Consider the following 14,399-nt stretch of genomic DNA (forward strand, 5'->3'; position numbering starts at 1 on the left):
TCAAATGGAAACAATCCATGAGCGAGATGGATGACCTGGCGGCCTTTGCCGTACTGATCGAAGCGGGTAGCTTCACCGTCGCGGCCGAGCAGTTGGGGTGCAGCAAAGGCCAGCTATCCAAGCGTATCAGCCAGTTGGAAGCACAGTTTTCCGTGGTGTTGCTGCATCGCACCACGCGCAGGCTCAGCCTCACCGCTGCCGGTGCGGCGTTGCTGCCCCAGGCGCAAGCGCTGGTCGTGCAAGTGGAACGTGCCCGTCAGGCCTTGGCGCGGCTCAAGGACGACCTGGCCGGGCCCGTGCGTATGACGGTTCCGGTGTCGTTGGGGGAAACCTTCTTTGATGGTTTGCTGCTGGAGTTTTCCAAGCAATATCCGCAGGTGCAGATCGAGCTGGAGCTGAATAACAGCTACCGCGACCTGGCCCGGGACGGCTTTGATCTGGGCGTACGCTCCGGTGCCATCGAGAATGAGCGCTTGGTCGCCAAACCACTGCTGGCCTGGCACGAGATGACCTGCGCCAGCCCGGCCTACCTGGAACAACACGGCGAGCCGCAGACCCCGGCGGATCTGGCAACACATGCCTGTTTGCTCAACAGCCACTACAGCGGGCGCGAGGAGTGGTTGTACCACCAGCAACACGAGCTGCTGCGGGTGCGGGTCAGCGGCACCTTTGCCTCCAACCACTACAACCTGCTGAAAAAGGCCGCGCTGGTAGGCGCCGGTATCGCACGCCTGCCGTCCTACGTGCTTCCCGCAGAACTGGCTGACGGCCGTTTGCGTTGGCTACTGCGTGACTATTCAACACGCAGCCTGCCGATGTACCTGGTGCATCCTTATCAGGGTGGGTTGCCGCGCCGAACCCAGGTGCTGGCTGATTACCTGGTGGACTGGTTCAAGCGCAGCGGCGAAACCCTGGACCGACTTCAGCGGTAGCGGCGGGCGATCAGGTGGTCGATGGACAGGCGGCCAGGGCCTTTTGCGACCAACAGCAGCAGTATCGCGATCCAGGTGCCGTGGGTCGGATAGGCTTCCGGGTAGACGAACAGTTGAATGACCAGCGTCATGCCAATCAACGCCAATGCCGAGAAACGTGTGGCAAAGCCCACTAGGATCAACACCGGGAAAAAGTGCTCGGCGAACGCGGACATATGCGCGGCTATTTCCGGCGACAGCAAGGGCACCTTGTATTCACTGCGAAACAGCGGCAGCGTCGAGGCGGCCAGTCGCGGCTCGCCCAGTTGGAAGGTGCCGCTGATCAGATCGATGGCGAAGCCCTCGACTTTGGTCTGGCTGGATTTCCAGAACACCGCGGCGATGGAGAAGCGAGCGAGAAAGGCGATCAGGCTGTAGGGGATCTTCTCGAACAACGCGATGGCCCGTTTAACCAGGCACGAAGGGGATGAGTTCATGGCGAGACCTTTTGTTTGGTATGCAAATGAGTGATGGCGTCGTAGCTGATCAGCAGGTTCAGGCATTGGTGCAGATCGAATTCGGTCGACCCTTCGAGGGCCTGTTCCACTGCTGTTTCCAGCGTTGCGCCTTGGTTCAGGCTATTGATGAACGTGACTGCGCCTGAGTCGATGGCAAACACCTTGACTGTCAGCCCTTGGCGTAACACCAAGGCACCTTGGGCGTGCCAGGGGTGGAAGTTGGCAATTTCACCTTCGGTCTGATGTGCTGACCAGATGCCGACGATTGCGTAGGCAGAGTCCAGAGTGGCGAGGGACGGATGCAGTTGCAGGCGTAACGCCCCCAGGTTTGTTTCCGTTTGCAGTGCCTGCAAAACGGCTTGCCGATTCATCGGCGCTTCATCGGCGGCGTGATAGGCACGTACCCGCAGGCGCTCCAGTCGTGCGACATCGGCCAGATAGGGCACGCTGGCTGTCGGCTCGAAGTCCTGAATGAACGCAGCCAATGCACTGCCGTATTCGCTGATCAACGGGCTGGTGGGCGGGCAGGCCTGTACGAAGAGCCCCGCCATGGCACGGAAGAATTCCTCGCCAACCAGTTGCAACGTCACGGGGTAAGCCGTTGCCAGCGCATTGATCAACGAGCTGTGCACGTTGTTGCGGTACACCACAAAGCGGCTGGCCGGGTCGGCGCCGTTGCTGCTGAACACGCCATCGGGGCAGGCCATGTCGGGCGAGAGCAGGGCGCTGGCAAATGCGTCATGAAGGCTCATGGGGTCACCTGCGCCAAGTACCGTTCGGCGTGTTGGGCTTCGGCGAGTAATACGCTGAAGGCCGGCACTTGGTTGTCCCGCTCAATCAGCGTGGCCACCGGGCCGATACGTGTAAGTACTTGCTCGTAAAGCTGCCACACTGCGTTGTCGATGGGGGCTCCGTGATCATCAATCAGTAGGCGATCGCCCAGGCTGTCGGTGTCTTCGGCAAAGCCAGCCAGATGGATTTCACCCACCGCATGCAACGGCAGCCCGTTGATGTAGGCCAGTGGATCACGTTGGTGGTTGATGCACGATACGTAGGCGTTGTTGACGTCCAGTAACAGACCGCAGCCGGTGCGGCGGATGATTTCAGTGATGAAGTCCATCTCGTCCAGGGTCGAGTGCTGGAACTGCACATACGTCGACGGGTTCTCCAGCAACAGGGTGCGCTTGAGGACGCTTTGTACCTGATCAACGTGTTCGCACACCCGGTTCAGGGTGGCGGTGTCGTAGGCCAGGGGCAGCAAGTCGTTCAGAAACACCGGGCCATGGCTGGACCAGGCCAGGTGTTCGGAAAAAGAGTGGGGTTGATAGCGTTCGATCAGCTTGGCCAACCGTGCCAGGTGCTCACGGTTCAGCGGGCCTTCGCCACCAATGGACAGCCCCACGCCATGTAATGACAGTGGGTACTGCTCGCGGATCAAACCCAGGTAGTGATGGAACGGGCCGCCGGCCACCATGTAGTTTTCGGCGTGCACTTCAAAAAAACCGATATCGGGCGAGGTTTCGAGCACTTCGATGAAGTGCTCGTTCTTCAGCCCCAGCCCGGCCCTATGGGGGAGGCCGGGCACCTGAGCTGGCGAGACCGTGTGTTGGGGGAAAAGCGTCATCATCCGTACTCAGGCTGTGTCGGGTTTCAGGACTTGGCGGTGAAGGCAGCAGCCTGGCCAAAACCGGTTGGTGAGGTAGCGCTTGGGGTCTTGTCGCAGGTGCCGGCAGGTACCAGTTTCCAGGCATTGGCCTGGTCTTTGACTTTGGAGGTACCGGCGCAGGTAGTGCCAGCGCCTGCGGCGCAATCGTTCTTGCCGGCTTCGGCGACACCGAAGCATTTGTCCATTTTGGCTTCGTCAGCGTGGGCCATGTTGGTCATGGCGGACAGGCTCAGGGCCGAACCGAGAGCCAGGACGAGGGTAGCGGCGGACAGCGAACGGGTTTTAGTAGTCATGGTGTATCTCCAGCAGTGGGTAGTTATGGCGGGCATGATTGCCTGCTTACCCCACTAGAGGCAGCAGGACGAATTTCGTTACAAGCCCATCGTAAATAATTTAAAAAAGAAATCTTAAGGACCGCACAAAACAAATGTGGGAGCAGGCTTGTGTGGGAGCCGGGCTTGCCCGCGATGCAGGCACCTCGGTGTGTTAGTCACACCGCAGTGATGCCATCGCAGGCAAGCCAGCTCCCACACAAGCCTGCTCCCACATTTTTAGATCCGGTTCATGCAGCTACCGGCTTTAGCCCCCGAGGTACGCCTCACGCACTTTCGGGTCGGTCAGCAACTGCTCGCCAGTACCTTGCATCACCACCCGGCCGTTCTCCAGCACGTAGGCACGGTCGGCGATTTTCAGGGCCTGGTTGGCGTTCTGCTCCACCAGGAACACCGTCACACCGTCCTTACGCAGTTGTTCGATAATGTCGAAAATCTGCTGGATGATGATGGGTGCCAGGCCCAGGGACGGTTCGTCCAACAGCAACAACTTGGGTTTGCTCATCAGCGCCCGGCCGATGGCGAGCATTTGCTGCTCGCCGCCGGACATAGTGCCGCCGCGCTGGCTGAAGCGTTCCTTGAGCCTTGGGAACAGGTGCAGCACCTTGTCCATCTGCTCTTGGTAGTCGCCCTTGTCGGTGAAGAACCCGCCCATGGCCAGGTTTTCTTCCACCGTCAGGCGCGAGAACACGCGGCGGCCTTCCGGCACCACCGCAATGCTCTTGCGCATGATGTGGGACGACGACTGGCCCACCAGCTCTTCACCCATGTAGCGGATGCTGCCGCTGTGAGCCTGTGGCGAACCGCACAGGGTCATCAACAGAGTCGACTTGCCGGCACCGTTGGCGCCAATGAGGGTGACAATTTCACCCTGATGCACTTCCACGTTGACACCGTGGAGGGCTTGGATCTTGCCGTAGAAAGTGGAAACGTTTTCGAATTGCAGCATTTTACGCTTCCCCCAAATAGGCTTTGATCACTTCGGGATTGTCACGGATCTGCTCCGGTGTCCCGTTTGCCAGCGGCGTGCCCTGGTTGATCACCACGATGTGGTCGGAAATGCTCATGACCAGTTTCATGTCGTGCTCGATCAACAGCACCGTGGCGTTGTTTTCCTCACGCAACACGCTGATCAGCGCCTTGAGGTCTTCGGTCTCCTTGGGGTTCAAGCCAGCGGCCGGTTCGTCGAGCATGAGAATCCGCGGACGGGTCATCATGCAGCGCGCGATCTCCAGGCGGCGTTGCTGACCGTACGCCAGGGTGCCGGCAGGGCGGTTTGCAAACTCGGTGAGGTTGACCTTGTCCAGCCAATACGCCGCGTACTCCATGGCTTCGCGCTCGCTCTTGCGGAACGCGGGCGTCTTGAACAAACCAGCGAAGAAGTTGGTGTTCAGGTGACGATGCTGGGCGATCAGCAGGTTCTCGACTGCCGTCATGTCCTTGAACAACCGCACGTTCTGGAATGTCCGTACTACGCCCTTGCGGGCGATCTCGTGACCGGCCAGACCCTGGATCGGTTGGCCGTCCAGCAGGATGCTGCCGCCACTTGGTTTGTAGAAACCGGTGAGGCAGTTGAACACCGTGGTCTTGCCGGCGCCGTTGGGACCGATAAGCGCGACAACTTGTTTCTCTTTGACGGTCAGGGCTACGCCGTTGACCGCGAGCAGGCCACCAAAGCGCATGCTCAAATTTTCGACTTTCAGGATCTCGCGGCTCATTTGCGCAGCTCCATGTGTGGACGTTGCATGGGCAGCAGGCCTTGAGGACGCCAGATCATCATCAGCACCATCAGGGCGCCGAACATCAACATGCGGTAGTCACTGAACTCGCGCATCATTTCGGGCAGCAGGATCATGATGATTGCCGCCAGGATCACGCCCAACTGTGAACCCATGCCACCCAATACCACGATGGCGAGAATGATCGCCGATTCGATAAAGGTGAACGACTCCGGGGTCACCAGGCCTTGGCGTGCGGCGAAGAAGCTGCCGGCGAAACCGGCGAACGCAGCGCCCAGGGTGAACGCGGAAAGCTTGATGATGGTCGGGTTCAGGCCCAGGGCACGGCAGGCGATTTCATCTTCGCGCAGTGCTTCCCAGGCGCGGCCGATTGGCATGCGCAGCAGGCGGTTGATCACGAACAGGGCGGCCAGTGCCAGCAACAGTGCCACCAGATACAGGAACACCACTTTGCTCACTGGGTTGTAGTCGATCCCGAAGTATTCGTGGAACGTCTGCATGCCCTCGGCCGCGCTGCGATCGAACGACAGTCCGAAGAACGTCGGCTTGGGAATGTTGCTGATCCCGTTCGGACCACCCGTGATATCGGTGAGGTTACGCAGGAACAACCGGATGATTTCACCGAAACCCAGGGTCACGATGGCCAGGTAGTCACCGCGCAAACGCAACACCGGGAAGCCCAGCAGGAAACCGAATGTGGCCGCCGCCATACCCGCCAATGGCAGGCAGATCCAGAAGCCCCAGCCCAGGTAGTGCGAGAGCAGCGCGTAGGTGTAGGCACCCACGGCGTAGAAGCCCACGTAACCGAGGTCGAGCAGGCCTGCCAGGCCCACGACGATGTTCAGGCCCAGGCCCAGCAACACGTAGATCAGGATCAGGGTGGCGATGTCGACTGCACCGCGCGAGCCGAAGAATGGCCAGATCAGCGCCGCAATGATCAGCCCGATGATGATGTAGCGCTGGGTACGCGGCAGGGTCAGGAACTGGCTGACCTTGGGCGATACCAATGGGCCACGGTTGCCTTTGAACAAGGCACCGACCTGCTGGGTGAACAGCACACGCAGGAACATCAGCACCGAGCACAGGGCGATGATGCTCAGGGTCACGGGACCAGTGCCATGCACTTCCAGGTTGATGCCGACAATGCTCAACTTGAGGCCGAGTACCGGGAAGGCCACCGCCCATACCAGCAAGGCGCTGAAGAACGCCGGTTTAAGATATCTGCTCATACTTTCTCAACCTCCGGACGGCCCAAAATGCCGGTCGGACGGAATAACAGCACCAGAACCAACAGGCCGAACGCCACGACGTCCTTGTACTGGTCGCCGAAGATATCGGCGCCAAACGCTTCGGCCACACCTAGCACCAGCCCGCCGAGCATGGCGCCCGGAATACTGCCGATGCCGCCCAATACCGCTGCGGTAAAGGCCTTGAGGCCTACCAGGAAACCGGCGTTGGGGTTGATTACGCCGTACTGCATGCTCAGCAGTACCGCCGCGACGGCTGCCAGTGCGGCGCCGATCACGAAGGTCAGGGCGATGATGTTGTTGGTGTTGATACCCAGCAGGTTGGCCATCTTGATGTCTTCGGCACAGGCCCGGCAGGCGCGCCCCAGACGGGAGCGGGAGATGAACAGGGTCAGGCCCAGCATGGCCACCAGGGTGACGACGAAGACCAGGATCTGCATATACGAAATCAGCACTTCTTGTGCGCCGCCTGGGCCGAAGGAGATGCTCCCCGGGATCAGGTTGGGAATGGACTTGTCCTTGGAGTCCTGGGACAGCAATACGGTGTTTTGCAGGAAAATAGACATGCCGATGGCGGAAATCAGTGGGATCAAACGGTTGCTGCCACGCAAGGGACGGTAGGCAACGCGCTCGATACTGTAGCCATAGGCACTGGTCACGACGATCGACGCGATAAAGGCGGCGGTCATCAACAGCGGCAGGGAGTGGATACCCATCATGGCCAGCCCGGCAAGGGCGATGAAAGCCACGTAGGAACCAATCATGTATACCTCGCCATGGGCGAAGTTGATCATTCCAATGATGCCGTAAACCATTGTGTAGCCAATGGCTATCAAGGCATAGGTGCTGCCAATGGTCAGACCATTAACCAGCTGTTGGAAAAAATGATAGATCTCAGGCATTACAGCGCTCCTAAAAACCCGATACGCATTTCACTGGTGGAGTCATGTTCCGGCCCTGCGCTGTGTTCTGTGAGCACATTTGCACAAAGCGTTTGCCAGCGAACCGCTGGTGACGGTTTTAAGATTTTCAGGTGAGCCAGCGCCCGGATCGCGGGTGACAGGCCCATAAACCTCGTAAAACAAAGCCCACTGCTTGCACAGTGGGCTTGTTGACCAGTAACGCCTGGCTTACTGAGGGGAAACTTCGGTTTTTGGTTTACCGAAGTGCCATTCGTAGACCACGAACTTGAAGTCCTTCAGGTCGCCCTTGGCATCGAAGCTCAGGTCGCCGGTAGGGGTCTTGAAGGTGCCTGCGTGGATGGCCGCAGCGACTTTGGCGGTGTCTTCGCTTTTCGCAGCGGCGATACCGCCGGCGATCACTTCAACGGCCGAGTAGGCTGGGAACACGAACGGGCCGCTTGGGTCTTTTTTGTCTGCTACGAGGGCGTCGACAATGGCTTTGTTCGCCGGGTCTGCGTCGAAGGATTTCGGCAGGGTCACCAGCAGGCCTTCGGAAGCGTCCTGGGCGATTTGCGAGATGGAGTCGTTGCCGACACCTTCAGGGCCCATGAACTTGGCGTTCAGGCCTTTTTCCTTGGACTGGCGCAGGATCAGGCCCAGCTCAGGGTGGTAGCCGCCGTAGTAAACGAAGTCGACGTTGTTTTGCTTGAGTTTCTGGATGATCGAGGAGAAGTCCTTGTCACCCGCGTTCAGGCCTTCGAAGACTGCGACTTTCACGCCTTTCTTCTCAAGGGTCTGTTTAACGGCGGTGGCGATACCTTCACCGTATTGCTGTTTGTCGTGCAGTACGGCAACGACCTTCGGCTTGACGTGGTCGGCAATGTAGTTGCCGGCAGCCGGGCCTTGGGCGCTGTCCAGGCCGATGGTGCGGAACACCAGTTTGTAACCACGGGCGGTGATTTCCGGGCTGGTGGCAGCCGGGGTAATCATGATCACGCCTTCGTCTTCGTAGATGTCGGTAGCGGGCTGAGTGGAGCTGGAGCAGAGGTGACCGACCACGAACTTGACGCCGTCGTTGACCACTTTGTTGGCAACGGCAACCGCTTGTTTCGGATCGCAAGCGTCGTCGTATTCCTTGGCCTCAAGCATCTTGCCGTCTACGCCGCCCTTGGCGTTGATGTCTTTGATGGCTTGCTTGGCACCCATGAATTGCATGTCGCCGTATTGCGTGACAGGACCGGTTTTAGGACCTGCGATACCGATCTTGATGGTATCGGCTGCGAACGAATGGCCGGCAACCCCAGCCAGGACCATAGCGGCAAACAGTTTGGAAATCTGCTTAGTAGCCTTATTCATAGTGCTCCACTCTTACTGTTGTATTTTTTATAGTTCTAGCGGCCTTGTGAGCTGCAGAACCGGATCGGATATCTCGGATATCTCCCCGGCAGTGCCCTGGCAACTGTACCGGTACAGTGTAGAGCGCCGGTTGATCGCTTGAAAAGCTGGCTGCTGGGGGCAAAACCCGAGCGTGTCGCTTAAATGAAAGAAAAAGACAGAATTGCGGCGGGGTTGTGCCAGAGTTTCGGGCAATCCTTGGCTTTCCTGACCCTTTCTATCGGTGCCTCATTTGCTACTGGGTTTTTCTAGCCTGGGTTTTTCTGCAAGAGCCACGACGTTATGATTGCGCCGATTTTTTCCCAAGGTGAATTCCCATGACGCAAGAACCTAGCACCCTCTATGCCAAGCTGCTCGGTGAAACCGCTGAAATTTCCTGGAAGGAGCTTGAACCGTTCTTTGCCAAGGGTGCCCTATTGTGGGTCGACGCCGGCCTGGATTTGATCGAGGCGGCTGAGGGTATGGCCGAGGATAACCGCGACAAAGTCGCTGCATGGCTGGCTGCCGGGAGCCTTGGCGAAGTGTCTGCAACGCGGGCATTGGACCTGGTGGAACGTGATCCGAGCCTGTGGGCGGTGGTGGTTTCGCCGTGGATTCTGATCCAGGAAAGGGCGCTGTAAGAAAAGCCAGCACTAAAAAGGTGCATGTTTTTTCGCGGTACAAGTGTGTAGCCGAGTAACCGCTGAAGCCGTGATGGCATCTTGCCGTAGAGAAAGGTCACAGGTGAGGGTGACGCGCACGTAACGGGAACAGTTTTGCGCAGGGCCAAAGGCTAGGGGAATTGTTTCTGGGTGTGGCAGGACTGGAGATATTTGTTGTTTTGCCGACCGCTATCGCAGGCAAGCCAGCTCCCACATTTGAAATGCATTCCAAGTGTGGGAGCTGGCTTGCCTGCGATAAAGGCCACGCGGTCTAGGCCGTCTTACCGGTATGGTTGTTCAAGGAAATGACCTTGGTCTTGCCAATCCGGTGGCGATAGATCTCGCGCAAGTACTTGATCGCCTTCTTCACGCAGTCCCGTGACAGGCGAATGTCATTGATCGACACGAACTTCTCTTTGTCGTTGATCAACTCGCGGTACTTCTTCTCGTACATCGGTTTGATCGCATACCAGTTGGTATCGAGGATCTTTGCCGGGTTCTCGAACTCGTTGAGCAATTCATCGATGCGATCTTCGTCGAAGTCCTCATGGATGATGAAGTCCAGGATCGAGTTGTCCAGCGTGTCATCGAAGCGGTAAGGGTTGCGCGCAAAGCAGCGCTTGATGAACGCCACGATCAAGGTCAGGAAATCGTCCGACAGGCACGGGCTCTTGGCGATCAAGGTGGTCAGCGACAGGTTGGCCGACGCACCTATTACCAACGCATAACGCTTGAGCGTGGTGTTGGGGAACAGGCTGTTGAGGTGGGTCTTGAGCCGGTTCAGGTCCATGTAGGACAGCTTGTAATCCTTGGGCAGCGACACGATGGACACCACCGACGAACAGTTCTTGAAAAAATGCAGGTCATGCAGTGCCGCCGCGTCATAGCCGGAATTCTTGTACTGCTCCAGCGACGCCTTGTAGCGCTTGGATTCAATCGGCAGCAGGCTGATGCCTTCGATGGCCTGGGTGACTTTATTGAAGTGCGGCAAGTCGATGGAGCGGAAGAACAGGTCGTCGATGTTCAGGCGCTGCGGCTCTTTGTCGAACACCTTGAACTTGTCGTTGGACGGCGCTGGAGTTTCCGGCACGACCGATTCGGCATAGGCAATCGCCACTGGGCCGGCCAGGCTCATGAACAGGTCGTTGGCGTCCAGGCGGATGGTTTCGCCGATGTCGATGCCGGCGCGGCGGAAGTAGTTCTGGTCGTAGTCGGTGGTGACCGCCTGGGCGGTGAGGATGTTGAAGATCTGTTGGGAAATGTACTGGTTAGCGTGCTTTTCCATCGCATTGACATCAATGTTCTGGATGTTGCCGTCGTCGCTCTCTTCGGCGTAACGCATGATGTCGTTGGAGATCAGCATCATCGCGTTCCACGGCCGGATACGACCTTTAACGCTGGCTTCGCTGCTGTCTTCATTGGCGAAGTTGTATGAGAAGTCCCATTCTTCCGACAAGTATTTGCACAGCAGGCGCCCGGCGTTGATGTGCAGCGCCTCGGACATTTCACTACGGTGGTCGGAGATATTCGGCAGCACGCAGATGCCGCTGGTGAAGATCGGCTCGAATACAAAGGCGTGGCCGCTCTTGCTGTCGTGCTCGTCGGCAGGCTTGGTATCGAATGTCTTGTTCATGTACGAGTGTTGCTGGGCCAGGCCGAATTCGGAAGCCATGCCCGAGCCGGTACCACCGCCAGCGCTGAAGATCGAGAAGTACAGGCGCGACTGGTTGGCCTTGATGCCGCAGGAGTCGATCAGGTAGGAGTGGATCATCTTCCAGTCGGGGCTGGAGAAACGCTGGGTGTCTTTGTTGAGGATAATCTTGGCCAGGTACTGGCCCAGGATCGGTGCGTTACCGGCGCCCCCGGCATGGACTTCCGACAGGTCCATGATTTTCATCTTGCTGTAGTCGCGCAGGAAGCCGCTTTTTTCACCTTTGCGCGAGAAGCGGATGCGCCCGGCGATGTCCTTGTCCAGGTCGCCCAGCATCACCAGGGGTTCAACCAGGAACACAGGCTTGGTGGCCTTGCCACCGCCTAGGCGCAGGTTGTTGCGAATCCATTGGGCCGGGCTGTAGCCCTTATCCAGCGATTTATCCTCGGTACTGAACTCGTTCAAGTAGAACTTGCGCGCGTTGTACACCAACTCCGCCACGTCCAGGGCAATGTTGGAGCCGCAGCGGCCCAGGCCGATCAGGCACACCGACGGGAATTCCTGCTCGCCGCGCAGATCGCCGTCGCCTTCCTGCTGGGGTGGGCGTGGGAACACCATGTCGCGCAGGCCGTCGAGGTTGTCGAGGATGCGGTCGGTATTGGTCTCGGTGAAGTACAAGTACTGCTGGGTGGCCAGCGGGCGAGCGCTACTCAATGGCTTGTAACCGGCGGGTTTTTCCGCAGGCATTGTCGGCAACACGTCGGGAATCACGGTGGCAGAATTGTTTTTGGAAGTCATTGGGCGCCATGTACCTGGACGGATGGCCGCAAAACATCGAGGAGCCATCACTGAATGAAAGTTCGCGACTTTACAGTGCGTCTGAGTCCGGGACGGCTGGGTTTGACCCAAGTGTTTACAGGGGAATTCCGGCCGGACCCTGATGGATCGGCCGTTCGTCGGTGTTCTTTAGGCGAATGATGGCGAAATGCCAAAAAAACGGCGTCAGCGAATTGGTCTCACGATGGACGCAGAGCCGATGCGCCCGGGCGCGGGCTCTTTTTGCGGCGGCGCATCCTTGTTGCTTTCCACGCTGAGCGGGTAGAGCGGGTTGCGCATCTGGATGCCCTGCATTACGCCGATGATGTCACTGGCAGGCACCGCCGGGCTGAGCAGGTAGCCTTGAATGTAATCACAGCCATGTTTGAGCAACAGCTCGAATTGCGCTTGGGTTTCCACGCCCTCGGTGACCACTTGAAGGTGCAGGGTATGGGCCATGCCGATAATCGCCTGGACGATTTCGATATCAGCGGTGGATTTGGGAATGTCCTGGATAAAGGAGCGGTCGATCTTCAAGGTGTTCAGCGGCAGGCGCTTGAGGTAGGCGAGGGATGAGTAGCCGGTGCCGAAGTCATCGATGGCCAGGGATACGCCCAGCGCCCGGATTTGCCGCAACAGCGCCAAGGTGCTGCTGATATTGCCCATCAGCGCATTTTCGGTGACTTCCAGCTCCAGGCGGTTGGCCGCGATCCCGGCAAAGCGCAGGGCGTCTTCGATTTCATCGGCCAATTCATCACGGGCCAGGTTCAAGGCCGAGCAGTTCACGGCCATGGTCAGTTCGGTATAGCCGCGGTCAGACAGCAAGCTCAGGTCGTGACAGGCCTGGCGCAGCACCCAGTGGTCCAGCTCGGCAATCAGCCCATTGTTTTCAGCGATGCCGATAAAACGCTCTGGTGCCAGCAGCCCATGTTGCGGATGCTGCCAGCGCACCAGGGCTTCAAGGCGTGTGACCTTGCCGAGTTTCATGTCGAAGATCGGCTGATAGAACAGCACCAGTTCGTTGCGCGCACGCAGCGCCGCGCGTAATTCCTCTTCCAATTGCAGTTCAAGGAAAGCGCGGGTTTTCAGGTTGGAGCTGAAGAAGTTCAGGTTGTTGCGGCCGGCGTCCTTGGACTGGTAAAGCGCGAGGTCGGCGGTTTTCAGCAGCTCATCGCAGGTCAGGCCGTCATCGGGAAACAGGCTGATACCGATGCTGGTGGTCATCACCATGCGCCGGCCGGCCAGTTCGATCGGGTCTTTCATCTTTTGCATGATGCGCTGGGCCATATGGCGCGCTTCATCACGGTGGTGGATGTTGATCAGGATGCAGAACTCATCGCCCCCAAAGCGTGCGACCACATCCTCATGGCTGCGTACCGAGCTCTTGATATGCCCGGCCAGCACCCTGAGCAACTGATCGCCGGCGTCATGCCCCAGGCTATCGTTGATCCGCTTGAAGTGGTCGATATCGAGAAAAATCACCGCCATCATGCCGTTGTTTGCGGTTTTTTCCGCGACTTTCTCCGCGAAGATCTGGTTGAACCCCCGGCGGTTGAGCAGGCTGGTCAGTGCGTCGAAATGGGCGACCTGTTGCAGCGATGCGCGGGCCTGGTCGAGTTCGCTGAGCAGCGCGTTGACCCGACGCAGGTCACGTTCCTTGTGCTGCAGTTTTTTGTCCGCCAAGGCTGCACTGACGCTGCTACCGATGACCAGTAGCGTGATTACAGCCACGGACAGGCCGAGCTGAATAGGGTTGTTGTCCAGTGGCTGTGACAGATCAGCGCCGGTAGGCACCAGCATTTGCATGGCGGCCATGCCCGTGAAGTGCATGCTGAGAATGCCGGCACCCAGCACCAGGCTGGCGGCGTATTTGAGCAGTTGATGGAACACGCCGGCGCCGGTGCGCAGGTAGCTGGACAGCAACAACGCGGCCAGGCTGGCGCCGATGGCGATAGCGACCGACGCCATGAACAATCCCGACTCGAAGTACACCTGGGCCTGGGAGCGCATGGCCGACATGCCGACGTAGTGCATCAGGGCGATACCGAGCCCCATCCATACCGACGCCAGCAAGTATTGGCGGAACCGCAGGTGAGGGTGACTGAGGGTTTGCATGGCGAACAGCGACGCGATCAGAGCGATCAATAGCGAGGCGAACGTCATGAGCAATTCGTAATGAATAGCGATGGGGGCTTGGAAAGCCAGCATGCTGATGAAATGCGTCGACCAGATACCGCCTGCCAGGCACCCAGCCCCCAGCCAGCGCCAATGGCGGCGGGCTGTGGGGTCTTCTACATGGCCGACGCGTTCGGCCATGTCCAGCGTGCCGAACCCGGCCGCGCAAGCGACCAGATACGCCAGTAGCACCAGAAAAGGGTTATGACTGCAATTGAGTAATAAATGCCCGTTATCTGGAAGGTCGGTAAAAAAATGCAAACCAAGCCATTCCATAGCATGCCCCGTCATAGCGTCACGTCACAGCCTGAGGCGATGACCTATGAAGACGAGTATAGAAGCCACGCGGGATTCGCCATCAGTAATGGCACTTTGATCTCAATTATTTTGGCATGTCATCCATAGC

Annotated in this window: 13 protein-coding genes; 2 read left to right on the top strand and 11 right to left on the bottom strand. The window is 58.4% G+C overall.

Annotated features, from left to right (window positions below; translation table 11 throughout):
- Positions 1–17: 17 nt before the first annotated feature.
- Positions 18–932 (top strand): LysR family transcriptional regulator, encoded by a 915-nt coding sequence (locus AC07V4_RS25030; RefSeq protein WP_492638521.1) that lies wholly within the window; start codon positions 18–20, stop codon positions 930–932.
- Here the strand turns inward: AC07V4_RS25030 and AC07V4_RS25035 are convergent.
- From AC07V4_RS25035 to AC07V4_RS25075, 9 genes are all read right to left on the bottom strand, one after another.
- Positions 923–1,408, bottom strand: a complete 486-nt coding sequence (locus AC07V4_RS25035) for a DoxX family protein (protein WP_492638522.1) — start codon at positions 1,406–1,408, stop codon at positions 923–925. The genes AC07V4_RS25030 and AC07V4_RS25035 overlap by 10 nt on opposite strands.
- Positions 1,405–2,181, bottom strand: coding sequence for an HvfC/BufC N-terminal domain-containing protein (locus AC07V4_RS25040; protein WP_492638523.1), 777 nt, complete (start codon positions 2,179–2,181; stop codon positions 1,405–1,407). Before AC07V4_RS25040 ends, AC07V4_RS25035 begins: the two co-directional genes overlap by 4 nt.
- Positions 2,178–3,056, bottom strand: a complete 879-nt coding sequence (gene bufB / locus AC07V4_RS25045) for an MNIO family bufferin maturase (RefSeq protein ID WP_492638524.1) — start codon at positions 3,054–3,056, stop codon at positions 2,178–2,180. The genes AC07V4_RS25040 and bufB overlap by 4 nt, the downstream gene beginning before the upstream one ends.
- Before the next feature lie 23 nt (positions 3,057–3,079).
- Positions 3,080–3,388 carry a BufA1 family periplasmic bufferin-type metallophore gene (locus tag AC07V4_RS25050; RefSeq protein ID WP_492638525.1) on the bottom strand — a complete coding sequence of 103 codons (309 nt, stop codon included), beginning with the start codon at positions 3,386–3,388 and terminating at the stop codon, positions 3,080–3,082.
- A gap of 286 nt (positions 3,389–3,674) precedes the next feature.
- Positions 3,675–4,376: an ABC transporter ATP-binding protein gene (locus tag AC07V4_RS25055; RefSeq protein ID WP_492638526.1), complete on the bottom strand. Its 702-nt coding sequence runs from the start codon at positions 4,374–4,376 to the stop codon at positions 3,675–3,677.
- Between the two features lies 1 nt (position 4,377).
- Positions 4,378–5,145 carry a high-affinity branched-chain amino acid ABC transporter ATP-binding protein LivG gene (livG, locus tag AC07V4_RS25060; protein WP_003193538.1) on the bottom strand — a complete coding sequence of 256 codons (768 nt, stop codon included), beginning with the start codon at positions 5,143–5,145 and terminating at the stop codon, positions 4,378–4,380.
- Complete coding sequence (locus tag AC07V4_RS25065; protein WP_492638527.1) at positions 5,142–6,395, bottom strand: high-affinity branched-chain amino acid ABC transporter permease LivM; 1,254 nt, start codon at positions 6,393–6,395, stop codon at positions 5,142–5,144. The genes livG and AC07V4_RS25065 overlap by 4 nt, the downstream gene beginning before the upstream one ends.
- Entirely contained in the window at positions 6,392–7,315 is a 924-nt protein-coding gene (livH, locus tag AC07V4_RS25070; protein WP_106577104.1) for a high-affinity branched-chain amino acid ABC transporter permease LivH, read from the bottom strand. Before livH ends, AC07V4_RS25065 begins: the two co-directional genes overlap by 4 nt.
- 228 nt (positions 7,316–7,543) lie before the next feature.
- Complete coding sequence (locus AC07V4_RS25075) at positions 7,544–8,671, bottom strand: branched-chain amino acid ABC transporter substrate-binding protein (protein ID WP_492638528.1); 1,128 nt, start codon at positions 8,669–8,671, stop codon at positions 7,544–7,546.
- Positions 8,672–9,027: 356 nt separating this feature from the next.
- Here AC07V4_RS25075 and AC07V4_RS25080 point away from each other — a divergent pair, with 356 nt between their 5' ends.
- Positions 9,028–9,330: a DUF2288 domain-containing protein gene (locus AC07V4_RS25080; protein ID WP_492638529.1), complete on the top strand. Its 303-nt coding sequence runs from the start codon at positions 9,028–9,030 to the stop codon at positions 9,328–9,330.
- Between the two features lie 292 nt (positions 9,331–9,622).
- On the opposite strand, the gene AC07V4_RS25085 is transcribed toward AC07V4_RS25080, so the two are convergent.
- Together AC07V4_RS25085 and AC07V4_RS25090 are read right to left on the bottom strand one after the other, a co-directional pair.
- Positions 9,623–11,800: a hypothetical protein gene (locus AC07V4_RS25085; RefSeq protein WP_492638530.1), complete on the bottom strand. Its 2,178-nt coding sequence runs from the start codon at positions 11,798–11,800 to the stop codon at positions 9,623–9,625.
- 204 nt (positions 11,801–12,004) lie between these two features.
- Entirely contained in the window at positions 12,005–14,269 is a 2,265-nt protein-coding gene (locus tag AC07V4_RS25090) for a putative bifunctional diguanylate cyclase/phosphodiesterase (protein ID WP_492638531.1), read from the bottom strand.
- Positions 14,270–14,399: the final 130 nt, after the last annotated feature.

Source organism: Pseudomonas sp. GW821-FHT03A09, from assembly GCF_059421065.1.

Excerpts from the sequence above, each read along its gene's own strand:
- AC07V4_RS25035 (WP_492638522.1), bottom strand. The coding sequence starts at position 1,408 with ATGAACTCATCCCCTTCGTGCCTGGTTAAACGGGCCATCGCGTTGTTC.
- bufB (WP_492638524.1), bottom strand. The coding sequence starts at position 3,056 with ATGATGACGCTTTTCCCCCAACACACGGTCTCGCCAGCTCAGGTGCCC.
- livH (WP_106577104.1), bottom strand. The coding sequence starts at position 7,315 with ATGCCTGAGATCTATCATTTTTTCCAACAGCTGGTTAATGGTCTGACC.
- AC07V4_RS25090 (WP_492638531.1), bottom strand. The coding sequence starts at position 14,269 with ATGGAATGGCTTGGTTTGCATTTTTTTACCGACCTTCCAGATAACGGG.
- AC07V4_RS25030 (WP_492638521.1), top strand. The coding sequence starts at position 18 with ATGAGCGAGATGGATGACCTGGCGGCCTTTGCCGTACTGATCGAAGCG.
- AC07V4_RS25075 (WP_492638528.1), bottom strand. The coding sequence starts at position 8,671 with ATGAATAAGGCTACTAAGCAGATTTCCAAACTGTTTGCCGCTATGGTC.
- AC07V4_RS25040 (WP_492638523.1), bottom strand. The coding sequence starts at position 2,181 with ATGAGCCTTCATGACGCATTTGCCAGCGCCCTGCTCTCGCCCGACATG.
- AC07V4_RS25080 (WP_492638529.1), top strand. The coding sequence starts at position 9,028 with ATGACGCAAGAACCTAGCACCCTCTATGCCAAGCTGCTCGGTGAAACC.
- AC07V4_RS25050 (WP_492638525.1), bottom strand. The coding sequence starts at position 3,388 with ATGACTACTAAAACCCGTTCGCTGTCCGCCGCTACCCTCGTCCTGGCT.
- AC07V4_RS25065 (WP_492638527.1), bottom strand. The coding sequence starts at position 6,395 with ATGAGCAGATATCTTAAACCGGCGTTCTTCAGCGCCTTGCTGGTATGG.
- AC07V4_RS25085 (WP_492638530.1), bottom strand. The coding sequence starts at position 11,800 with ATGACTTCCAAAAACAATTCTGCCACCGTGATTCCCGACGTGTTGCCG.
- livG (WP_003193538.1), bottom strand. The coding sequence starts at position 5,145 with ATGAGCCGCGAGATCCTGAAAGTCGAAAATTTGAGCATGCGCTTTGGT.
- AC07V4_RS25055 (WP_492638526.1), bottom strand. The coding sequence starts at position 4,376 with ATGCTGCAATTCGAAAACGTTTCCACTTTCTACGGCAAGATCCAAGCC.